Below are 22,393 nucleotides of genomic sequence, written 5' to 3'. Positions count from 1 at the left end.
CACCTACGATGATCAGCGAGGTCAAACGTAGGTATCATAGTGTCAACAGGGTAATTCGGCTCTTGGGGAGGAAGGCCGAAAAGAGAGAAGTCAGAAGGGGCTGGCATGATTGATGATCTGAAAATCAACGAAGACCAGAAGAAGAAGTACTACGAGCAAGGGTACTGGACCGAGGACACCATCGCCGATGTGTGGCATCGCCAGGCAGCGGCCCTGGCCGAGCAGGAGTACGTCTGCGACGACCAAGGCGCCCGCTACACCTACGGTGAGATCGACGACAAGGCCTCGCGTCTCGCCGCGTGGCTGGTGGCCCAGGGCATCGAGCCCGGCGATGTCGTTACGCTGCAGTTCCCCACCTGGGCCGAGTTCTGCATTGCCTACGTGGCCGTGCTCAAGGCGGGCGGCGTGCTGCACCCGGTGCCGCGCAACTACAACGACGTGGACCTGGAGTACGCCATGAACCTGGTGGGCTCCCGCGCTTACCTGGCGCCCACGTTCTCCCACAATGTGGACTACGAGGCCCAGATCCTCTCGGTCCGCGACCAAATTCCGTCCTTGAAGGCCATTGCCGTCCTGGCCAAGGTGGCCCCGAGCCACAGCGATTTGCCCACCTTCGAGGACATCTTTGCCACCTGCGAGCCACTGACGGAGTACCCGAACGTCTCGGCCGACTCCGTGGCATGCATCCTGCCCACCTCGGGCACCACGGGCAAGCCCAAGCAGGCCATGCTCACCCACAACAACATTCTGTTCTCGGAGCGCGTCTTCACCCGCGAGCTTCTGCGCACGAGCCACGACGTCATGTTCATGCCCTCGCCGCTGAACCATGCCACGGGCTTTTTCCACGGCCTCATCTCCCCCATGCTTCTGGGCGGCCGCTCCGTGCTTCAGCAGGACTTCCATCCTCGCGAGGCCATCGAGCTGATGAACCGCGAAGGGGTCACCTGGTCCATGTCGGCGACGCCCTTCATCTACGACATGCTCAACGTGCTGGAGGCCGACGACAGCCTCAAGTTCGAGACGCTGAACCTCTTCGGCTGCGGCGGCGCTCCCCTCCCCGCCTCGCTCATCGAGCTGGCCTACAAGCACGGCATTCTGCTCTGCGAGATCTACGGCTCCACGGAAAGCTGCCCCCACGTCTACGTGCCGCCGGCGAACTGCATCGAATGGAACGGCGCCTGGTCCGGCGTGCCCTTCGAGGGCATCGAGGTGCGCGTGGTCGACGAGTTCGGCAACGAGGTGGAGCGCGGCGTTCAGGGCGAGGAAATCTCCCGCGGCCCCCATATGTTCGTGGGCTATCTGAACGAGCGTGACCGCACCGACGAGTCCCTCGACGACGAGGGCTGGTTCTTCAGCGGCGACTTGTGCTACCAGGACGAGGAGGGCCGCATTCGCATCAACGGCCGTAAGAAGGAGGTCATCATCCGCGGCGGCGAGAACATCTCGGCCCGCGAGGTGGACGACGACCTGATCGGCTGCCCGGGCCTGGTCACGAGCGCCACCATCGGCATGCCCGACGAGCGCCTGGGCGAGCGCATCTGCACCTTCATCGTGCCCGCCGATCCCCTGAACCCGCCCAGCAAGGAGGATCTCATCGCCTACCTGCAGACCAAACACATCGCCAAGCGTCTGTGGCCCGAGCGCGTCGAGGTCATCGCCGAGATCCCCGTCACCGCCACGGGCAAGGTAAAGCGCTTCGTGCTGGCCCAAGAGCTGAAGGCCCGCATGGAAAGCGAGATCTAGCACAGAGTCCAGACAACCATCCACCAGCAAGAGAAAAGGGCCCACGGGCCCTTTTCTCGTATGCGCTTGAAGCTCCCCGAGGGGCGGACTGCCCAAATCCCTGCGACGTTAGTTCCCAGATCGGCCTGTTTGGTACCCCAACAAACGACAAAAAAGCCCGCTTTGGTTCCCCCTCCTGATAAAACACCAGGTCAGACTCTTGCTTGGAAATGAATCAGGGAACCAAAGCGGGCAATTTGGGAACCTAGGATACCTAGCGGTCCGCCTGCTCCTTCACTCAACCGAGAAAACGCCAAGCGGACCGCCGGGTGTCCTGACCGAGCGAGTTCCGCACGAGCCGAAACGTCCAGTGGACGTTTCGCGCGAGCCCAGGACTGTTTGAGCGAATCAGGATACCCGGCGGTCCGCCCCCGGGGAGCTTCAAGTTTTTTTGCAAGCTACTTGTACTCGCGGTCGAGTTCTTTGGCGATGGTCATGCGCTGGATTTGGTTGGAGCCTTCGAAGATCTGGAAGATCTTGGCGTCGCGCATGAGCTTCTCCACGGGGTAGTCCTTGGAGTAGCCGTAACCGCCGAACACCTGGACGGCGTTGCTCACCACTTCTTGCATGGCATCGGTGACGAAGGTCTTCACGATGGCGCCTTCCTTGCGCACCATCTGCCCGGCGTCCATCTGGCGCATGCAGTTGTTCACCAGAATGCGGGAGGTCTCGGTCTTGATTGCCATATCGGCCAGCATCTGCTGCACCATCTCCATGTCGATGAGGCGCTTGCCGAACTGCTTGCGCTGCTTGGCGTAGGCCACGGCCTCGTCTAAAGCGCGCTGCATGATGCCCACGGCCAGGGTGGAAATGAAGGCGCGGGACAGGTTGAGGGCGTTCAGGGCAATGCTCATGCCCTTCCCCTCCTCGCCGATGACGGCCGAGGCGGGCACGCGCACGTTCTCCAGCACCACTTCCGTGGTGTCAGACAAGCGGAAGCCCATCTTGTGCTCCTTGGCCCCGGCCGAAAGGCCCGGAGTGTCGCCGTCGATGAGAAAGCCGGTAATGCCGCGGCCGCCCGCCTCGGGGTCAGTCTTGGCGAACACCACGTAGGCCGAAGAGATGGAGCCATTGGTAATGAAGGTCTTCGTGCCGTTGATCACGTACTCGTCGCCATCGCGCACTGCCGTGGTGCGCATGGCGGCCACATCGGAGCCAGCACAGGCCTCGGACAGGCAGAAGGCAGCGAAGCCGTTGTTCTCGGTTAGCTCCACGAAGTGTTGCGCCTGCTCGGGCGTACCGTGGAGATGGATGTTGCGGAAGGCCACGAAGTTGGTGACAAAGGTGTCGGCGTAGGCGGCATCCACCCAGGCCAGCTCCTCGAACATCATGGCGCAGGTCTCATAGTCCAGACCCATGCCGCCGAATTCCTCGGGGATCTCCACCATATGGAGGCCCATATCGAAGCCCCACTGGAACAGCTCTCGGGGGCACTCCCCCGCCTCATCGGCAGCAGCCACGTGGGGCATTACCTCGTTGCGCGCCACATCGCGCACCAGCTGGACAAGTTCCTTCTGTTCCTCGGTCATGGTAACGGCCATGCTCTTCCTTCCTCTCCATATATCCTTCTCTATGCTTCAAAACGCTCAAGGCGATGGGAAACCATCGACGGACGAAACGTTCTGCGAAGTCCTTGGCGCTGCGGACGGACGGCCAAACCGGCCGTCGCATGCCCCAGCTGCCCCACGCGTGCGCTTGGACCAACTCACAGAGGCCCCAAAACGCGTCTATCGTGCACGCTCTCGATGCTCCTCGAGAATTCCCTGGTCGAATGCGTAGCGCAGCTGGGCGTTCACGCTTCGCAGGGCGCCCTCGTGCAAATTGGGGGGCACGTCGTTGTACACGGCGTCCACCAAAGGCTCCGCCTCGGCCGGAATGCCGCTGCGCACCGCCGACACCACCTGGTTCAGCCGCTGGATGCGATGACGACGCGCCTGCTCGATACGCGGTCCCGGGTTCTCGATGACCGGTCCGTGACCGGTCAGCAGTTGGCGCACGCCCTGTTCGCGCACAAGCGCGGCCAGCTTGTCCAAACTGGCCAGGTAGGCCTCTAGGCGCCCGTCGGGCCAATAGACCATAGTGGAGCTTTGGGCAAATAGCATGTCGCCGGTGACCACCAGATCGCCGTCGGGCACGTAGATGCCCACTGAATCGCTGGAATGGCCCGGCAGCGGCACTACCTCCAGCGCCAGCGACATATCGTCGAAGGTCAAGGGCCCTTCGCCTAAGGTGCCGTGCTTGGCCGAGAGAATGGGCGCGCTGAACACCCGCGAGGCCAAGCTGGCGCAGCCGGCGTGGTCGAAATGGTCGTGGGTCAGCAGAATAGCGGCCACCTCGAGCCCCCGTCGACGGCAGGCCGCCGCCAGACGATCGACGCAGCTCTCATCGGGAGGACCGGGATCCACCACCACGCAGCGCTTCTCTCCGGGCTCGGCCAAGACCCAGCTGTTCGTGCCCCGATAGGTCAGCGGCGACACGTTCTCGTGGCGCACGCATTGCGCGTAAGGGCCGACAAAGGCCTCGTTGGCCGGTATTTCGCCAAGACGAGCAGCCATGATCAGACCACCTCGCACATCATTGCGATGGAGCCGTCGGCGGTCTCGGTGGGCATGGGTCGCACGTGGCCGTCGAAGGGCAGCGCACAGGCATCGTCCACCGAGGTGGCCTTGGCCAACGAGCGCAGGTTGGAAATAGTGGGAGGCACCAGCTTGAGATACCCGTCGTCAAACCGGGCAAACGCCTCGCCGGGCGTAATCCAGGAGGACTCGACAGCCTCGGAGGTGCGTCCGTCGGCATGCTGCCCCTCGGGCAGACGCGCCAGGAAGAAGTAGGTGTTGTAGCGCCGGGTCTCGCTGGGCGGTGTCACCCAATGGGAGCGCAAGTGCAGAAGATCGCTGCGCAGCACGAGCCCCTCCCGATTCAGGAACTCGCCGAACAGCAGCGAGCGCTCAGCAATGGCCGCCCGCTCGAAGGCCCAGTGATCGCCGCGCGCATCCCGCGCCATGGCGCCGTCGGCCGTGGAAGCCAGCAGCACGCCGCTCTCCTCGAACAGTTCGCGCGCCGCCGTCACCAGCACCGCCTGGGCCAGATCCGGCGTGCAATCCATGGCCTGGGCCCACGTCTCGGGGTCCGGGCCGCCCCAGGCGCCGTCGAACTCGCGGTCAGACGGATCCATGCCGCCGCCGGGAAACACCACGGCATCGGGCACAAAGGCCATGGTGGAGGCGCGTCGCAGCATGAACACGTCCACCGGCCCTTGGGCCGGCTCCAAGACGGGCTCGCCCAAGCGGCCGAATTCGTCGCGCTCCCAGGCGCGATGGTGGGGTCGCGCTGTGCTTACCAGCAGCACCGTGGCCGCATAGCGCGGCTCCACCACCTCCACCGCCGCCGGGTCGGCCAGAAACTGCCGCGCGCGCTCGGCCGTGGGCGCCTCGATATCGTAGGTAAGCCAGCAGCCGGGACTAATGGCGTCCCTTACCGTGCACGTTCTCTCATGATTCGTCATCCCATGCCCCTGCCATAAGTTCTGCGATGTCCAGGACATCCTTGTTCCCCTCGAGCGTCGTCATGCCATCGGCCAACATGGTCAGGCAGAACGGGCACGCCGTCGCCACGGCATCGGCCCCCGTGGCCAAGGCCTGCTCGGTGCGGGCCACGTTGATGCGCTCGCCAGTATTCTCTTCAAGCCACATACGGCCGCCGCCGGCACCGCAGCAGAAGCTGTGCTTGCCGTGGCGCTCCATCTCCACCACGCTGGCACCGGTCTGCGCAATCACCTGGCGCGGGGCATCGTACACGTCCTGATAACGGCCAAGGTAGCACGAATCGTGGAAGCATACCGTCTCGTTCACCGTGCGCGGCACCTCCAGGCGCCCCTCGCGCACCAGTTGGGCCAAAAGCTCGCTATGATGGATCACTTCGAAGTTTCCGCCCAGCTGCGGGTAGTCGCGAGCCAAAGACTGGTAGCAGTGCGGGCACTGCACGATGATCTTCTTCACCCCGTAGGCCTGGAGCGTGGCAATGTTCTCGCTGGCCAGCATAAAGTAGACGAACTCGTTGCCCATGCGTCGGGCCGAGTCGCCGCAGCACTTCTCCTCGTTGCCCAGGATGGCGAAGTCCACGCCGGCTTTCTTCAGCAGCTTGACCAGGGCCAGCGTCACCTTGCGGTTACGGCTGTCGAAGGCACCCGAGCAGCCGGGCCAGTACAGGTACTCGGCCTCGGGATGCTCGGCCAAGGTGGGCACGTCGTGGCCCTCGGCCCACTTCGCCCGGGTTTGCCATCCCAGGCCCCAGGGATTGCCGTTGTTCTCCATGTTGCGGAAGGTGGCCTGGGCCTCCGGCGGGAAAGCGCTTTCCATGGACACCTGGTAGGTGCGCATCTTCACAATCTTCGGCACATGCTCGAGCAGGGCCGGGCACTCCTCCATGCACGAGGCGCAGGTGGTGCACGACCACAGGGCCTCGGGCTTGATCACGTCGCCCACCAAGGTGCGATCGACGATGGCGCGATCGGCCTCGGACAAATCGGCCTGCTCCAGAAGCTCGGCCGTGGGAGGCATCTCCTTGCCTTCGGCCAGGGCTTTGCGGGCCTTCTTCTGCACGTTGTAGACGATGGGGCCGCGCTGCTCCAGTTCGCCCAGCATATCCTGCATGAGGGCCTTGGGCGAGAGCGGCTTGCCGGTATTGAAGGCGGGACAGGCCTCCTGGCAGCGATTGCAGCGCGTGCAGGCCTCGGTATCGAAGAGATCCTTCCAGGTCATCTCCTCCAAGGTGCCCACACCCATGGTCAGCAGGTTCTCGTCCTCCATGTCAATGAAGGGCAGCTCCCCCTTCGGCGCCAGCGAGCGATAGAAGGCCGCAGCGGGCACCAGCAGTACATGGACGAGCTTCGAGTAGGTCCAGTAGGCGATGATGCCGAAGGCCAGGGCCAAGTGGAACCACCAGAAGAACTGATGGGCCATATGCAGTTGCTCGGGCGTCCAGGTAATGAACAGCTGAGCGAAAAGACTGCCAATGGGCGACCAGGCGCGCCAGGGATCGTCAGTGGCCTCGATGCGCATGCCCTCGACGATGAAGCCCGTGATGCCAATGACCAGCAGCGCCACCAGCACGATGATGTCCTGGGGCTTCGTGTCCAGGCTTTTGTTCACCAAACGGCGGATAATGCAGCCGATCATGGCCATGCAGAAAGCGGCGCCGGCCAAATCCACCGTCAGGGACAGGAAGTACAGGTAGAAGTCGCCCTGCACCGTGGGCAGGCCCAAGTCAGCCTGGGCCGCCACGGTAACCGTGGCCACCAAAAGGATGATCATGGCCACGTACATGAACAGGTGCATGATGCCCGAGCCCTTGCGCTCGAGCACTTTAATTTGCAAGAGGGAGTCTTTGGCGGCCCCGATCAGGCGCTCTTTCCAATGCGACGTGCGATCCTCGGGCTGACCGATCTTCCATAGGCGCCAGCGGCGCACAAAGAAGAACACCGCCACTCCCAGGGCCAGCAAAAAGAGCGGATACATGATCCAGCTGTTGTCGATATTCCACAGTACCTCACGGGTGGGTGTCTCGCCCATCGGTGCGCACGCTCCTCTGCCTCGTTTACTCCCCTACGATTGAACGCGGGCCGCCAGCTCCTTCTGGAGCAGGGGCACGGCGTCGAACAAATCAGCCACAATGCCGTAGTCGGCCAGCTCGAAGATCTCGGCCTCGGGATCTTTGTTGATGGCCACCACGCACTTGGAGGCGGCCATGCCGGCCATATGCTGAATGGATCCGGAAATGCCGCAGGCAATGTAGAGCGTGGGGGCCACGGTCTTGCCGGTCTGGCCCACCTGGTACTGGATGTCTACCCAGCCCTCGTCCACGGCGGGACGCGAGGCGCCCACGGCGGCTCCCAGGGAGTCGGCCAGAGCCTCGATAACCGCAAAGCCCTCAGGGCCCTTGCAGCCGCGGCCACCGGACACCACAATGTCGGCCTCGCCCAAATCCACGCGGTCGGAAGCCGAGCGTACTACGTCCTGGATGGCCTTCGCGCAGGCAGCGGCATCGGCCGGGGCCGTTACCACCTCGACGGCACGGCCCTCGACGGCCTCGCCCAGAGGCAGGGCCTTGGGGCGCACCGTGGCCACCACGGGAGCCGTCACGCCCTCCTTGAGCGCCACGCGCTCCACCACCTTCGCCGTGTAGGGCAGACGCGAGAACACCACCGGGGAGGCCGCCTCGATGGCCACCACGTCGGACACCAGCGGCGCCCCCAACTTCTGGGCCAGGGCGGGGGCCACTTCGCGCGCTTCGGCGCCGTCGGCCATAAGCAGCACGGCGGGAGCTCCCTCGCCCGCCAGCGCGGCCAAGGTGCGGCCGAGCGCCTCGGCGCCCAGGCGCTCCTCGGAAGCCGCGACACGCACCAGGCGATCGGCACCCCAGGCCGCCACCTCGGCATCGAGCGCGCCCTCGGGGTCGTTCCACACCACTGCCTTCACGGACGCTCCCTGAGCGTCGGCCAGCGCGCGGGCGGCGCTCAGCATCTCCTTGTTCACTTGACGAAGCGTCTGTCCGGCACCGTTGATGCCCACCCAAATATCAGCCATGGTAAGCCCTTTCAATGTATAGCGAATAGCAACAGATTCCTGTAAGACAGCCCGCGGCGCTTAGAAGACCTTGGCCTCTTCGACGAGCAAACGGGCCGTTTCCGCTACCGCCTCGTTCCACTCGCCCTCGATGATGCGGCCGCCGCTGCGGGCCGGCTTCAAGGTGCGCTCGACCACCGTCAGGGCGTCCAGGCCGTCGCCCTCAACGGCCAGATCGGCTACGGGCACCACGTCGCTCTTCTTGCGACGGGCCTGCATGACATCGCGCACCGAGGGGTAACGGGGCTCGGCCAGGCCCTGCTGCGCAGCAATAACGGCAGGAAGGGGCAGCGACGCCACCTCGACGCCATCGTCCACCTCGCACGAAACCGTCGCGGTACCGTCGGCCACTTCAAGGCCCGTGGCCATGTTGGCAAGGGGAAGGTCCAGCAGAGCGGCCATACGGCCCATGACCTGGGCGCTGGCCGTATCGCCCGACTTCCAGCCGCCCATGATAAGATCGGCCCCGCGGTCCTTGACGGCGGCGGCCAGAGCAGCGGCCACGAAGGCCGCGTCGCGCTCGAGCCACTGGTCGTCCTCGACGAGCGCGGCATCGTCGGCGCCCATGGCCAGACCATGGCGCACGGCGGACAGGCAATCTTGGGTGCCCAAGCAGACAAGGGTGACGGTTCCGCCCAACTGCTCCTTCAGCTGCACGGCCCGCTCCACGGCGAATTCGCTGTAGGGATCAATGACCAGGGTCTGGCCTTCAAGGACCACATCCCCGGCGTCGTCGAGCTCGATGACCGCTTCGGTATCGATCACTTGCTTCACGCACACAATAATGTTCATCTTTACCCTTCCCGCTCGCTCTTTTTCAGCTTATTGACTATTGTACGGGAGGCTCATTCGCAGCAACATACATACTCGCGGCCTTTTGACCGTGAGTGATGGACGAATCAGCTAATTTGGGTAAAATTAATATTGGATTATTTCAAAGTGAAAGGGACAAAACCTATAGCTTGGGGGAATACTGAGATGGGAAAACCCCTAAGCCGCAGGCTTTTGTCCTACTTCTGAGGTGTGACTCCCAGTTCGGCGTACTTGCGAATGAGCGCCTCATTGGCGCAGGGGGGCACGAACTGCGACACGTCGCCGCCCAGCGAGGCAATCTCGCGCACAATGGACGAGGACAGGTACATGTGCTGAGGCGTGGACATGATGAACACCGTCTCCAGCTCCTTGTCGAGCTGATAGTTCAGCGCCGTCATCTGGAACTCGTACTCGAAGTCGGTAATGGCGCGCAGGCCCTTGACCACCGCCGTGGCGTCCATGCGCCGGGCGAAATCGACGAGCAACTCATCGAAGGCCTCAACGCGCACGTTGGGCAGATGGGCCGTGGCCTGGCGCACCAGCTCCACGCGCTCGTCCAGGGAGAAGAGGGGCTTTTTCTTAGCCGAAACCGCCACCGAGACGATGACTTCGTCCACCAGCTGCGAGGCACGGGTGATGATATCGATATGACCCACGGTAATAGGATCGAAGGTACCCGGAGTAAGTGCGCGCTTCAAAAGACCCTCCTGTCATTTGCGAGGGCCTCTGCGTCCCCCGCGCTTAGCGATGATCCCAGTGTAATAGAGCCCTCGGGCGTCGATGAGATCGTTTGGTGCAATTGTAGGAAATCGACTGAAAACGGTATATACACATATATTTATTTTTGTCCATTAAATTACTTTCAAATTGGCGCATTTCACCCGTAAAAGCGCTATTCTCCCCTTTTCATTTTGGATTTATTGCTAAAATAGTCCCATAAATAAGCATCAATGAGGAAATGAGGGGCTATGCAGGTTCATACCGTCCACGAAATCGACTGCTCGGTAGAGCAGATCGATCCTGCCGTGGTCGAGGCCTTCCTCGACCAGGAGCTAAGCGATGACCCCATGCTCGTCGACTCCATTGCGCCCATGGCCGACGCCCTGTGCGCCCAGCTGCACCCCCGCGGCGTGTACAAGTTGTTCAACCCGGCCACCTGCACGTTGCCCCCCAAGTATGTGACGCCGGCCATCAAGCTGGTGGGCACCTTGGCCATCCTCTACGGCGAGGCCGCCTATGAGCGCATGAGCGACGCCGAGCACACCGCCATGGTGGTATCCACCGTGGGCACCAACGAGGAAATCGAAGCACTCCACGACCGACTGGTTCACAACGAGCTCGACGAGCTGCTGTTCCGCGCCTGCCTGGAGGCCCTCACTTCGATGGCCGCCGACAAGCTGGCCGCCGCCGTGGCCGACGACGCCCACGAGCGCGGGCTGCATCGCGGCAGCACCCTGGAGTCGGGCACCGAGGACTTCCCGCTCACCATGAACAAGACCCTCGTGTTCTTCACCCAAGCAGAGAAGCGCCTGGGGCTGACCTCCGATGACGAAGGCACCGTGTCGGATCAGTGGAGCACCCTCGGCATCATCGGCCTGTACAACGAGACCAAGAAGAAGCGCCGCGGCTGCGCCTACTGCCACAACGTGAAAACGTGCACTATCCGCAAGATCGGCATGACCTGCCACGGCCGCCGCACTAAGGCGAAAATCCGCAAGCGCATCGAAGAGGCCGAAGAGGCCAAGAGCAAATAAAGCGCCCTTCTCCAGCGCTCTCCCCTATCTCCTCGAACTTGCAGGGCCCGCGATTATCCGCGGGCCCTTTTCGCAACTCCCTCGAACAATCTCCCCATCTGCTCATCTTCCCTTTCCGCTTTCCAACTCCCCACCCTCCCGCCTGTCTTCTCCCCCACCCTATGTCGAGCGCCATGGCCAATTTCTGCCGCATCGACACCTACCCCGTTCTCGACAAAAAAGAGAACCCGCCGAAGCGGGTTCTCTCACAGAGCAAGGTTGCTCGAGCTTAAGCGGCTGGCGCCAACTTAGATGGTCCAGAGGTAATCCGGATCCTGCTCGGCCTTGGCGTACTCCTTGAGGATGCCACGGCCGGAGATGTGCACCATGATCTCGACGGTGCCGCCACCGATCTGGAAGCCACGGCAGTCGAGCATGAGGCGGGACACGCGGGTCTCATCGGTGAAGCCGAGGCCGCCCATGAGCTGCAGGGCGCGAGAGCACACGTCGGTCAGAGCCGGGGCACCGTAGCGCTTCAGCATAGCGGCGTCGTTGTTGACCGGAATGCCGTTGTCCATCTTCCAGCAGGTGCGATACAGGAAGTTACGGGTGTTGGTCAGAGCGATCTGCATCTCAACGATGTGCTCCTGAACCAGCTGGAAGGTCTTGATGCCCTTGCCGAACTGCTGACGCTCGTTGGTCCACTTGCAAGCGTCGTCCATGGCAGCCTGAGCCTCGCCGAGGAGCTCGGCCAGCAGCACGCAGCGCTCCCACTCGAAGTTCTTCATGAGCTGCAGGAAGCCCTTGCCCTTGATGCCCAGCAGAGCGCTCTCGTCAACCACGACGTCGTCGAAGATGATCTTGGAGAAGGGCATGATCTGCATGCCGATCTTGTTCAGCGGCTCGATGGTGACGCCCTTGGAGTTGGCGGGCACCAGGTACATGGACATCTCCTTGTTCTCGGGAGAGGGGTCCTCGTCCTTGCACACCACGATGAAGCCGTCGGAGTTCTCACCAGAGGTCACCCAGGTCTTCGTGCCGTTGATGTGGATCTTGCCGTCGGCGTCCTTGGTGGCGGTGGTGGTCATGTACTGGTTGGCGGAGCCGGCCTCGGGCTCGGAGATGGCCAGGCAGTACGGCGGGTAGCCGTTCTCCTGGTAGTAGTCGATGGCGTACTGGATCTGCTCAGGGCTGCCGAACTCGACCATGTCGAACATGATGAGCAGGTTGGGAGCCATGGGGATGTTACCGCCGCAGTGGTTCAGCTCCTCGATGATCATGGCCATGGTCTGGTGATCAACGGGCTTTCCACCGTACTCCTCGGGCAGACCGTACATTCCCCAGCCGTCATCAACCCAGGCCTTGGCAACCTCGGGAGCAATGCCGCGGTTCTTGTAACCGGCAGCGATAACTTCCTCGGTCAGGTGCTTCTTGCCCCACTCGCGAATGCCGCGCTTGATCTCGAGCTGCTGCTGGGAATAGCTGAAATCCATTTCTTCCTCCTTAAGGAACCTTTGCCTTCTATTCAAAACGCTCCTGCGTTTGAACCCATTGAAAAGAGCGGGCGCCGGATTCGTTCACGACGCCCGCCGTGAAACCTGTTGGCTAGATGGCCATCGAGGCCTCGTAGCCGCCCTTGACGGCCTCGAGGGTGCGGTACACCTTGCCGTCGGGGGTGGTGGCGTCGCCGATGAGCTTGGCATGGGGCCAAACCTTGACGACCTCGTCGTAGAGCTTCGTGTTGGACTCGACGCCCAGGGACGTGAGCACGGTATCGCACTCGAGCAGCTGCTCCTCGCCGGTCTCCACGTTCTTGACCTTGGCGCCCTTCTTGGTCACCTCGATCAGCTTGGTGAGCGGCATGAGCTTCACGCCCTTGGACTTCACCAGGTTGATGGTGGGGTTCTTGTCGATGATGCCGATGCCGTTGCCCATCTTCTTGGCCTCGTCGATAACCGTGATCTCACGGCCGTCGCACATGGCCTCGGCAACCTCCAGGCCGGCGAAGCCGCCGCCCACAACGACAACCTTCTTGCCCACGATGGCGGTCGGGCCGCTCTTCATGTTCAGGCCCATGCGCATGAAGCCCACGGTACCGCCCTGAGCCTTGATGGCAGCCACAGCGGCCTTCCAGATCATGCCCTTGCCCTCGGGAACCACGCCGTTGCACATGGCCTTGATGTCCTCGGACTTCACCACGTTCTTGCCGTCGATGCCGGGCACGTCTAGCGGAATGATGCCGCCGCCGGGAGACAGGATGACCTGATCGGGGTTGAGCGTCTTCAGGTAGTCGACGTCGACGTCCTGCTTGAGCACCACCTTGATGTTGTCATGCAGCTTGGCCTCGCCCTGCCAGTAGGACACGAGGGGCTCGATGTTGGCATTGAGCACCTGGGCCATGTTCAGCAGACCGCCCACGCGATCGGAGTGATCCACCACGGTCACCTTGTGGCCGCGCAGAGCGGCAACGCGGGCAGCCTCCATGCCGCCGGGGCCGGCGCCCACGACAACCACGTGCTGCTGCTCGGTCGCCGGATGATCCTCGGGCAGACCCACTTCCACGCCCTGCCACACGTTGGCGTTGACGGAGCACTGGCACGGCTTGCCGATGAAGATGTTGTCCAGGCAGCGGGAGCACACGATGCAGGGACGAACCTGCTCCGGATGGCCGGCAGCCACCTTGGCGGCCGTGGCCGGGTCGGCGATGAACTGACGGGCCATGCCCACCGCGTCGCCGTAGCCCTCGTTGACCACCTTGTCGCACATATCAAGGGTGTTGATACGGGTGCCGGGGAACACGGGCTTGCTGGTCACGGTCTTGCACTGCTTGGCCAGGTCGATGAACTCGCCCTCGGGAACGATCTGGTTGGCCACGGGGCGCGGAGCCTCATGGAAGCCGGCCTGGATGGACCAAGCGTCCACGCCGTGAGCCTCGATGATCGGAATGAGCTCGAGGGTGTCCTCGATGCGGTTGCCGTCGGGCATGAGGTCGTCGGCGGAAATGCGGACCAGGATCGGCATGTCGTCGCCGCAGGTCTTGTGGATCTCGTCGATGATCTCGGTCAGCAGGCGGGCACGGTTCTCCGGGCTTCCGCCGTACTCGTCGGTACGATGATTGGAGTACTTGGAGAGGAAGCGCATCACCATGTAGCCGATACCGGCGTGAATCTCGATGATGTCGATGCCGGCGTCCTTGCAGCGCTTGGCGGCCTCGCCGTACTGCTTCACCACGATGGCGATCTCTTCCTTGGTGTACTCACGCTCGGGCATGCCCACGAACGGGCCGGAGGGCACGTCCTTGGACGGAGCATAGGACAGCAGCGGATCGTCGCCGTTGGCGCGCCACTCGTAGCACAGCTGCAGCTGAGCGGCCACCTTCGCGCCATGCTTGTGGCACACTTCGGCGATCTTCTGATAACCCGGGATGAACTGGTCGTCCCAGCAGCCGCAAGCACCGGTGGTCGTATGGTACTTGGGCTCGGTGCCGAAGCAATCGCACACGTAGCAGGAGCCGATCTCGATCAGGCCCACGCCGCCCTTGGCGCGCTGCTCATAGAAGTCCACCAAGTCATCGGTGACGTGATAGTTGTCCACCTTCTCGATGGTCATAGGCAGCATCACGAAACGGTTGCGCAGCTGCACGTTGCCGATATTGAGCGGCTCCAGAAGTTTCTGGTACTTCGCCACAGCTTACTCCTTTCATTACTTCCCCACAGAATGTAAAGGTTATTGAGAGTTTTTCCCTCAAGTCTCCTCGTGGCTTTTATTCTACGCACTTCACTTCGTTTTACGATGGACAGATTTTTAATTCTGTGTATTCTGGTATCGGCTTTTATCGTTGAACTATAGGATTTATCGCCAAATTTAATAGGTTTTGCCCATCAATTGGGACATTTTTAATGGTTCATTGCAAAACCTATTACACATTTGATTAAATATGTCCTAAACCTGAGTGGAATTGCGTATAATAGGCCCAGAAGCTTTCCGAGGAGAGGAAGGATGCTGCGAGATGAACGCCCTCAATACTATGCTTCTTATTTCAGACGCGTTCGTGTCCCTGTGCGATGAGATGCCGCTGCGCAAGGTGTCCATCAGCGACATCGTCGAGCGCACCAACAAGAACCGCAAGACGTTCTATTATCACTTCGAGAACAAGGACAAGCTGATCATCTGGATCTTCCGCTACGACCTGGGGCAAGTGCTCAAGCAGCACTTCTCGGAGTCGGTGCTGCTCTACGAGGACGACACTGAAAACCCCTGTGCCCGCTTCCCCTACTATATTATGCAGAAGTCCGGCGTGCGCTCCTTGGACCACGCCGAGTTCTTCGAGTGCTTCGCCGAGGTGCTGGAGGGACGCCGCAACTTCTACCGCCAGGCGCTGGTGGACAACGGCCCCTATTCCCTGCGGAACTATCTCTACGCGCTCTATCTTGACGCCATGAAGAAGGACATCGACATCATTTTGTCCAACCGCTACCTGCCGCGCGAGAACATCGACTTTCTGGCCGAGTTCTACACCTGCGCTTTTCTGTACTACTACATCCGCCGCTGCGACCAGAACTCCGTCGAGCATCTGGCCAGCGACTGCGGTCCCTTCGCCAACATTATTCACAACTCCCTGGAAAACGAGATCAAAGAGGCGCAGATGCGCCGCAACCTCTAGCCATTCCAGAGCCTTAAGGTGCCGGCGTCCCCCTTCCGGGCGGCCGTCGGCGCGTCGCAATCTTCAAGCGCCCCAAAGCCGTCGGATCATAGACGCCGAGGGGCGCATTATAGAAAGCGCCTATGGAACAGGACGAACATGGGCGCGTTTCCCATTAGACTTTTCCCCACATAAGCTGGCAAACTGTAGATAAGGCACGATGCGGGGCAGCCCCTTGGAGCGTCGCCCCGTCGGAGCAGAGGGTAAGAACGACAAGGAGAAGCTATGAAGTTGACTGAGCAGGAGTTCCGCGCATTCCTCAAGACCGTCCGCGAGCTAGCGGAGGGCCCCTTCGAGGAAATGCAGAAAGAGGTGGAGGTCACCAACAAGTTCCCCCAGGAATTCATCGACATGGCCATCGCCAACAACCTGTACCGCTACGCCCTGCCCGAGCAGTACGGCGGCTGGGGCTTCAATGAGAAGGAAATCCTCCAGGTGCAGGAGGAGTTCTCCCGCGGCCCTGGCGGCATGCGCATGCATCTGCACTACGCGGCCGACTTGAACTGGCGCATCCTTGACGACTACGGCTGCGAGGAGCTGAAGGCCGAGTTCATGCCGCAGTTCGCTGACAAGTCTGTGTTCACCTGCTTCGCCCTGACCGAGCAGACCGGCGGCACCGGCGCCGACGTGCACACCACCGCCGTGAAGGACGAGAACGGCAACTGGGTGCTCAACGGCGAGAAATGGCTCATCTCCCACACCGACGTGGCCCAGTACGCCTACGTCATCGCGCAGACCGACCCCGAGAAGGAAGGCGACGAGCGCCTTTCCGCCTTCTGGGTGCCCATGGACGCCCCGGGCTTCGAGCTGGTGCCCATGCCCCACATGATGGGCTGCCGTGGCGCCGGTCATGCCGGTTTCAAGATGACCAACGTGGTGCTGCCGCCCAAGTTCCTGCTGGGCAAGGAGGGACAGGGCATGGAAGTGGCCATGCACTCCCTGGCCGTCTCCCGCGTGCACATTGCCGACTCCAACCTGGGTATGTGCCAGCGCATGCTGGAGATCTCCATCGCCCGTGCCCGCGACCGCGTCACCTTCGGCAAGCCCATTATGCAGCGCCAGGCCATCAAGATGAAGCTGGCGAACATGGCCACCATGATCCACGCCCTGCGCTGCATGGTCATCGAGTTCGCCGACGAGTACGACAAGGACCCCCACGGCCCCTACATTGCCGAGAAGGCCGCCATGTGCAAGCTCTTCTCCATCGACACCACCCGCGTGGTATCCGACGAGATGCTGGAGATCTTCGGCGGCGACGGCTACTTCGAGGACTCCCCCTACGGCCCCACCGAGCGCCTGTACCGCGACGTGCGCGCCATGTGGCTGGAAGAGGGCGCGCCCACCATTCAGCGCATCACCATCGCCCGCGAGATGGACAAGCACAACGGCATCGTGGAGTACCCCGAACAGAACTGGATTGCGGGCACGAACCTGTAAGCGAGGCTGCCTCTATCCTCAAACACGCGAAATGGCCCCTATCGGGGCCATTTCTTGTTGGTGCGGCAGAAAACGTAGGCGACATTCCTCCAAGTTCCAAAACATCCAGGCAACACCCCCTAAGCTCCAGAACTAAGTTCCAGAATCGGGCGGTTTGGTTCCCTCGTTGCCATGGAAGGTAAAAGCTGACCTGGTGTTTTACTCGTAATGAGTACCAAATCGGCCGATTTTGGCTTCCCGCAGGGAACCAAACTGACCATTCCTGGAACCTAGGAGGGGCGCCTCCACCAGCACCGCGCCCGCTTGCTCGGCCTTCGGCCTTGCGCGCGGTTGCTAGGCGATTGCGGGTTGCTCCACCAGTCCGCGGACGGGGGCGGTGTCCCGCTCCGGGCACGCGCCGCTCCGCTGCCTGCTTCGCTCGGGCGCTGCACTCCCTCATGCTTTCACTTTGCGGCCTTCGGCCGCCTTTTCAAGGCAGTGTTCAGACGGTGCCCTCCGGGGACGCCGCCCCCGCCCGCTGCATGGCCATATTTGCATAGAGGCCCCGTCGCCTGCGCGACGGGGCCTCACTTGGTTCCGCGGGTGTCCTTACTCTTACCCGAAGCGGTACTCCACTCCCATGGTGGGCTGGGGGTTCTCCCACTTCTTGACGATGGTGTCCTCGCAGGCGATGCGGCAGGTGCCGCACTCAAGGCAGCCGGCGTAGTCGAAGCTGGTGGCGCCGCTCTCGTCGATCTTGTACAGCGCCGCGGGGCAGACGCGCACGAGCTTCTTGAACTCCTCGATGTCCGGGTCGTCCACCAGCTCGATGTGGGCGTTCTCCTCGTCCACCTCGTACTTGTTCACGGCGATGAGCTCGTCGACGTTCACCGTGATCGGTGCGATCTGACTCATAGGGCCTTCACCGCTCCTCTCATCTCGCGGGCCAGCTTGAACAGGCCGCGCTTCTTCACAATGGGCATCATGCGCTTCATCAGGTGCTCCTGGGGCTGGCCGTCCACGCAGAACAGGGCGTTGAACACCTCGCGCACCATGACGGGGTAATCGTTGAACATGGCGTCCCACTCCTCCATGACGTGGGGCCACTTCTGGAAGGTCTCCAGGTCCTTGATGACGAAGGACCCCTCCATGCGGGTCTTGTACCCGTTGAGTCCCGCGGCGCTGGTGTCGCCGGCGTCCAGGGCCTCGACGGCGGCCTCGCCGGCCATGCGGCCGGAGGCCACGGCGAAGTCCATGCCGCGCACCTGGTAGCCCATGTTCATGCACAGGCCCGCCGCCTCGCCGGCCACCAGGGCCCCGTCGAACACGTACTGCGGGATCATGTTGTAGCCGCCCTCGGGCACCATGTGCCCCGAATGCTCCACCATCTTCGCGCCGCGGATGATGGGAGCCACGGCCGGGTGGTTCTTGAAGTCCTCGAGCATCTGGTAGACCGGCGTGGGGTTCTCCCCCGCCGCGGCCGTAGAGATGGTGGCCACGAGGCCCAGGCTGATGGAGTCCTTGTTCGTGTACAAAAAGCCGCCGCCCACCTTGCCGTGGGTGCAGTCGCCCACGAACAGCATGGCCGCGCCCTCGCCCTCGGGCACCAGGAACCGGTCCTCGATGACGTTCGCGGGCAGCTCGAACACTTCCTTGATGCCCACGGCCATCTGGCTCGGCTTCGGGCGCGGGTTGCCCAAGCTGCGCTCGCACAGCAGCGAGTTCACGCCCTCGGCCACGATGACCACCTCGGCGGTGATCTCGTCCTCACCGGCGCGCACGCCCGTCACCTTGCCGGACTCGTCGCGCATGAGCTCCTCCACGGCGATACCGCAGATGTACTCGGCCCCGGCCTCCTCGGCCTTCTCGGCCAGCCACTGGTCGAAGGGCGCGCGCAGCACCGCGTAGGAGTCGGCGCCCTCGCGGGCCAGCTCGGGGCTCGTGAAGTCGATGGTCATGGAGGACGCCGGATCCATCATGGCGATGCGCTCGTGGGTGATCTTGCGCTCCAGGGGCGCCTCCTCCTCGAAGTTGGGGAACACCTCCTTGAGGGAGTGGCTGTAGATGCGGCCGCCGGTCATGTTCTTGGCGCCGGCGAAGTTGCCGCGCTCCACCACGAGCACGCTCTTGCCCGCCGAGGCCGCCGTGTAGGCCGCCACGGCACCGGCACAGCCGGAACCGACGACGATGATGTCGAAGTCTGCCACGGGTCTCTCCTTCTCCTACAGAGCCGCCGTCAGAGCCGGCAGCACATCGGCAATGTCGCCCACCAGACCGTAGTCGCACTGCTTGAAGACGGGGGCGTTCTTGTCCTTGTTGATGGCGAACACGGCGCCGGAGCGGTTGCAGCCCACCATGTGCTGCATCTGGCCGGAAATACCGCAGGCCACGTACACCTTCGGCGTAAGCATCAGGCCGGACACGCCCACATAGGTGCTCTGGGGCATCCAGTCGACGCCCTCGGTCAGCGGACGGGAGCAGGCCAGGCCGCCGCCCAGCTTGTCGGCCAGATCGCGCGCCCAGTCAAGCTGCGACTCCTCGGTGAAGCCGCGACCGGCGGCCACTACCACGTCGGCCTTGAACAGATCGGCGCCGCCCTTCTCGCGCACACGGGAGGACTTCAGGCGCAGCGGCTTGGCAGGGGCCACCCAGGCAGCCTCTTCCACCACGCCGGCACCCGAGGGCACCGCCTCGGCGAAGGTGCCGGGGGCCGCCGTGTAGAACGCCACGGCGCCGACGGCCTTCTGAACGCGCTCGCCCACACCGCCGAAGTAGAGGCTCTCGGCTCCGTCGGCCGTAATGGCGCTCGCATCGGTGATGACGGCGGCGTCCGCGTGGGCAGCCACGCGACCCACGATGGACTTCACATGGCGCGTGGGCTCGGCCAGCACCACCTGCGGCTGCTCGGCATCGAAAACGGCAACCACAGTTGCGGCGGCATCATCGGCCACGGCACCTTCGGGCACCGTCACCACGACGGTCTTGTCGGATACGCCCTCGGGAGTCTCCCCCAAGGTAACGAGCACCACCTCGTCGGCCAGGGTGCGGGCCCCGGCGCACAGCTCGCGGGCGGCGTCTCCATGCTCGGCAATAACCAGTGCTTTCATAATCAACTCAGCCTTTCTATGAGAATGCGGGGGGAATCGGATTACAGCGCGGCCTTGAGGGCGGCGGCGAACTGCTCGATGGCGCCATCGGCGGCAGCGTCAAGCACGTTCTGGGCACGCTCGGCCTGCTGGGGGGCGGCGCAGGAAACTACTTCGATGCTGCTCTGGGCAGCCACCGGAGCCGCGGATACCTCCATGGGCTTCTTGCCGGCCGCCAGAATATCCTTCATGCCGGGGATGCGAGGCACGGCCACATCGGGAGAAACAGCCACCACGGCGGGCAGGGGCACCTCCACCTCTTCGATAACGTCCTCAAGGGTGCGCTCCACATCCAGGCCGTCGCCGGCGGCCTCAAGACGCGTAACAGCATTGACGGAAGGAACGCCCAGGGCCGCGGCCAGCTGCACGTCTACCTGCTGCGCGTAATCATCGGCGGAGCCGTCGCCGCAGATCACCACGTCCCACTCCATGTTGCCCAGCACCGCCGCCAGTTCAGCAGCCGTCGCACGGGCATCCAAGCCGGCGCAAGCATCGTCGGCCACCATGCGCAGCTGATCCGCACCGCGCGCCAGAACATTCTTCTTCAGCTTCGCATCGTCGATGGACGCGTCGCCCACGGTCAGGGCCGTCACCGTGGAGCCGGGGTTGGCCGCAGCCAGCTGGGCAGCCGCCTCAAGGGCGTTCAGGTCGTAGGCGGACACAATGCCCTTGGCCTTCGAGAAGTCGAGGGAGCGGTCGGCTCCAACCTGGATGTCCTGGTCGTCGGGCACCACCTTGAATGCAACGACAATGTTCATCTGCGCACCTTTCTCTTCTTGCTTTCGCGGAATGAAACAGCCTTGGTCTTGGAAGGGGCGCCGCTCTCTCATCGACGCCGCTTCGATGCCCCTATCTTCGGCCGTCCAAGACGCCCCGTCATCGCCAAAACCCCGTGAAACTCCCACTACTTAAAAACGTGCGACCCCTTATTACCTGGCGATTTACCCGATACGCAACAACTAGTGATGCCCTGTCAATATCGTCCACGTACTATCGAAGAAGCGGTGCGAGAGGAGCACCGAAGAAGGAACGGTCGCCCTATAAGGAGGAACGCATGACTGATTACTTTGGTACCGATACCGTCGTATCCGAGCTGCGCGAGGACGGTCTGCTGATCATTCGCATCAACCGCCCCGATGTGGCTAACGCCCTGAACGGCGTCACCTCGGCTGCCATGGAGAACATCATGAACCACGCCGAGACCGATGCCGCCGTGCGCGCCATCATCGTCACCGGCACCGGCAAGGTGTTCTGCGCCGGCGAGGATCTCTCCGAGCTCTCCGAGGGCGGCGAATGCCAGACCGTTACCGAGCACGGCTTCGGCGGCCTGACCGCGCGCCTGTGCTCCAAGCCCGTCATCTGCGCCTGCAACGGCTCGGCTGCCGGCGGCGGCATGGAGATCGCCCTGTCCTGCGACATGGTGGTGGCCGCCGAGAACGCGAAGTTCGGCTGCACCGAGGTGGGTCTGGGCATCATCGCCTCTACGGGCGGCATCGTGCGCCTGGCTCGCGACATCAACCGCAAGGACTGCATGGAGCTGCTGCTCACCGGCAAGAAGATCAAGGCTCCCGAGGCCAAGGCCCTCGGCCTCATCAACTACGTGGTGCCCGCCGAGGAAGTGCTCGACCGCGCCATCGAGCTGGCCGAGGAGTGCCTGAAGAACGCGCCTTTGGCCCTCAAGTGGACCAAGTTCATCGTGCACGCCGCCGACCAGATGTCCGAGGAGGACGCCATGCGCTTCTCCGACGCCGCCTACCGCTTCCTGGAGAAGACCGACGACGGCATCGAGGGCCCGGCCGCTTTCGTCGAGAAGCGCGCCCCCCACTGGACCGGCCGCTAACTCTCGCACCGACGGCTCGCAGAAGCGCGGCAGAGAGCCGGCTCGGCACGGAGCCGGCTAGCTTAGCCCCAGTTCGGCAGAACCCCAGCCGGTACAGGCTCGGATCTGCAGAACTCTAGCTGGCACGAGCTCGGCAGAGACCTGGCTCGGCACAGGCCTGACTCAACGGAGACCTAGTTTGACCCAGCCCCGACTCCCATGGCTCGAGCCAAGCACCTAAATCTGACACCTTCCAGCCAAGAAAGCCCCGCACCGCGGGGCTTTCTTTCCGCCCTCCTTCCTCACCTCGATTCCCGGGCGCCCTTGCCTGCCCCCTCCTGAAAGTGGTCAATTGAAGG

General features: G+C 62.9%; 18 protein-coding genes. 5 read left to right on the top strand and 13 right to left on the bottom strand.

The window, feature by feature from the left end; all coding sequences use genetic code 11:
* Positions 1 to 105 precede the first annotated feature (105 nt).
* On the top strand, positions 106 to 1,743 hold the full coding sequence (gene fadK, locus PZH32_RS09055; RefSeq protein ID WP_275207678.1) for a medium-chain fatty-acid--CoA ligase: 1,638 nt from the start codon (positions 106 to 108) through the stop codon (positions 1,741 to 1,743).
* A 437-nt stretch (positions 1,744 to 2,180) separates the two neighbouring features.
* Here the strand turns inward: fadK and PZH32_RS09050 are convergent, their stop codons facing one another.
* The 7 genes from PZH32_RS09050 to coaD form a co-directional block, all read right to left on the bottom strand.
* Positions 2,181 to 3,323 (bottom strand): acyl-CoA dehydrogenase family protein, encoded by a 1,143-nt coding sequence (locus PZH32_RS09050; protein WP_275207676.1) that lies wholly within the window; start codon positions 3,321 to 3,323, stop codon positions 2,181 to 2,183.
* Between the two features lie 186 nt (positions 3,324 to 3,509).
* Complete coding sequence (locus PZH32_RS09045; RefSeq protein ID WP_275207675.1) at positions 3,510 to 4,337, bottom strand: MBL fold metallo-hydrolase; 828 nt, start codon at positions 4,335 to 4,337, stop codon at positions 3,510 to 3,512.
* Positions 4,338 to 4,339: 2 nt separating this feature from the next.
* Positions 4,340 to 5,287: an NUDIX hydrolase gene (locus tag PZH32_RS09040; RefSeq protein ID WP_275207673.1), complete on the bottom strand. Its 948-nt coding sequence runs from the start codon at positions 5,285 to 5,287 to the stop codon at positions 4,340 to 4,342.
* Positions 5,274 to 7,352 carry a heterodisulfide reductase-related iron-sulfur binding cluster gene (locus tag PZH32_RS09035; protein ID WP_275207671.1) on the bottom strand — a complete coding sequence of 693 codons (2,079 nt, stop codon included), beginning with the start codon at positions 7,350 to 7,352 and terminating at the stop codon, positions 5,274 to 5,276. The genes PZH32_RS09040 and PZH32_RS09035 overlap by 14 nt, the downstream gene beginning before the upstream one ends.
* A gap of 33 nt (positions 7,353 to 7,385) precedes the next feature.
* On the bottom strand, positions 7,386 to 8,366 hold the full coding sequence (locus PZH32_RS09030) for an electron transfer flavoprotein subunit alpha/FixB family protein (RefSeq protein WP_275207670.1): 981 nt from the start codon (positions 8,364 to 8,366) through the stop codon (positions 7,386 to 7,388).
* Between the two features lie 60 nt (positions 8,367 to 8,426).
* Complete coding sequence (locus PZH32_RS09025; RefSeq protein WP_275207668.1) at positions 8,427 to 9,197, bottom strand: electron transfer flavoprotein subunit beta/FixA family protein; 771 nt, start codon at positions 9,195 to 9,197, stop codon at positions 8,427 to 8,429.
* 218 nt (positions 9,198 to 9,415) lie between these two features.
* Positions 9,416 to 9,916, bottom strand: a complete 501-nt coding sequence (gene coaD, locus PZH32_RS09020) for a pantetheine-phosphate adenylyltransferase (protein ID WP_275207666.1) — start codon at positions 9,914 to 9,916, stop codon at positions 9,416 to 9,418.
* Positions 9,917 to 10,186: 270 nt separating this feature from the next.
* On the opposite strand from coaD, the gene PZH32_RS09015 reads away from it, so the two are divergent.
* On the top strand, positions 10,187 to 10,972 hold the full coding sequence (locus PZH32_RS09015) for a phage tail protein (protein WP_275207665.1): 786 nt from the start codon (positions 10,187 to 10,189) through the stop codon (positions 10,970 to 10,972).
* Positions 10,973 to 11,259: 287 nt separating this feature from the next.
* Here PZH32_RS09015 and PZH32_RS09010 read toward each other — a convergent pair whose 3' ends face one another.
* A complete protein-coding gene (locus tag PZH32_RS09010) occupies positions 11,260 to 12,444 on the bottom strand; it encodes an acyl-CoA dehydrogenase family protein (RefSeq protein WP_275207663.1) in 1,185 nt (394 codons plus the stop codon).
* Between the two features lie 112 nt (positions 12,445 to 12,556).
* A complete protein-coding gene (locus PZH32_RS09005) occupies positions 12,557 to 14,638 on the bottom strand; it encodes an FAD-dependent oxidoreductase (RefSeq protein ID WP_275207661.1) in 2,082 nt (693 codons plus the stop codon).
* Positions 14,639 to 14,960: 322 nt separating this feature from the next.
* On the opposite strand from PZH32_RS09005, the gene PZH32_RS09000 reads away from it, so the two are divergent.
* Entirely contained in the window at positions 14,961 to 15,614 is a 654-nt protein-coding gene (locus tag PZH32_RS09000; RefSeq protein WP_275207659.1) for a TetR/AcrR family transcriptional regulator C-terminal domain-containing protein, read from the top strand.
* A gap of 264 nt (positions 15,615 to 15,878) precedes the next feature.
* Complete coding sequence (locus PZH32_RS08995; protein ID WP_275207657.1) at positions 15,879 to 17,090, top strand: acyl-CoA dehydrogenase family protein; 1,212 nt, start codon at positions 15,879 to 15,881, stop codon at positions 17,088 to 17,090.
* A gap of 594 nt (positions 17,091 to 17,684) precedes the next feature.
* Here the strand turns inward: PZH32_RS08995 and PZH32_RS08990 are convergent.
* The 4 genes from PZH32_RS08990 to fixA are packed head-to-tail and all read right to left on the bottom strand — an operon-like array spanning position 17,685 to position 20,973.
* Complete coding sequence (locus PZH32_RS08990) at positions 17,685 to 17,984, bottom strand: 4Fe-4S dicluster domain-containing protein (protein WP_275207656.1); 300 nt, start codon at positions 17,982 to 17,984, stop codon at positions 17,685 to 17,687.
* Positions 17,981 to 19,276, bottom strand: a complete 1,296-nt coding sequence (locus tag PZH32_RS08985) for an FAD-dependent oxidoreductase (RefSeq protein ID WP_275207655.1) — start codon at positions 19,274 to 19,276, stop codon at positions 17,981 to 17,983. The genes PZH32_RS08990 and PZH32_RS08985 overlap by 4 nt, the downstream gene beginning before the upstream one ends.
* 15 nt (positions 19,277 to 19,291) lie before the next feature.
* A complete protein-coding gene (locus PZH32_RS08980) occupies positions 19,292 to 20,176 on the bottom strand; it encodes an electron transfer flavoprotein subunit alpha/FixB family protein (RefSeq protein WP_275207653.1) in 885 nt (294 codons plus the stop codon).
* Positions 20,177 to 20,217: 41 nt separating this feature from the next.
* Entirely contained in the window at positions 20,218 to 20,973 is a 756-nt protein-coding gene (gene fixA, locus PZH32_RS08975; protein WP_275207652.1) for a putative electron transfer flavoprotein FixA, read from the bottom strand.
* 296 nt (positions 20,974 to 21,269) lie between these two features.
* On the opposite strand from fixA, the gene PZH32_RS08970 reads away from it, so the two are divergent.
* Positions 21,270 to 22,055 (top strand): enoyl-CoA hydratase/isomerase family protein, encoded by a 786-nt coding sequence (locus PZH32_RS08970; protein WP_275207651.1) that lies wholly within the window; start codon positions 21,270 to 21,272, stop codon positions 22,053 to 22,055.
* Positions 22,056 to 22,393: the final 338 nt, after the last annotated feature.

Origin of the sequence: Adlercreutzia equolifaciens, assembly GCF_029076695.1 — a bacterium.
In the GTDB taxonomy this organism is placed as follows: Bacteria; Actinomycetota; Coriobacteriia; order Coriobacteriales; family Eggerthellaceae; genus Adlercreutzia; species Adlercreutzia equolifaciens_A.
Note: the sequence above shows the minus strand (reverse complement) of the source record. Positions and strands in the feature narration are given on the sequence as shown.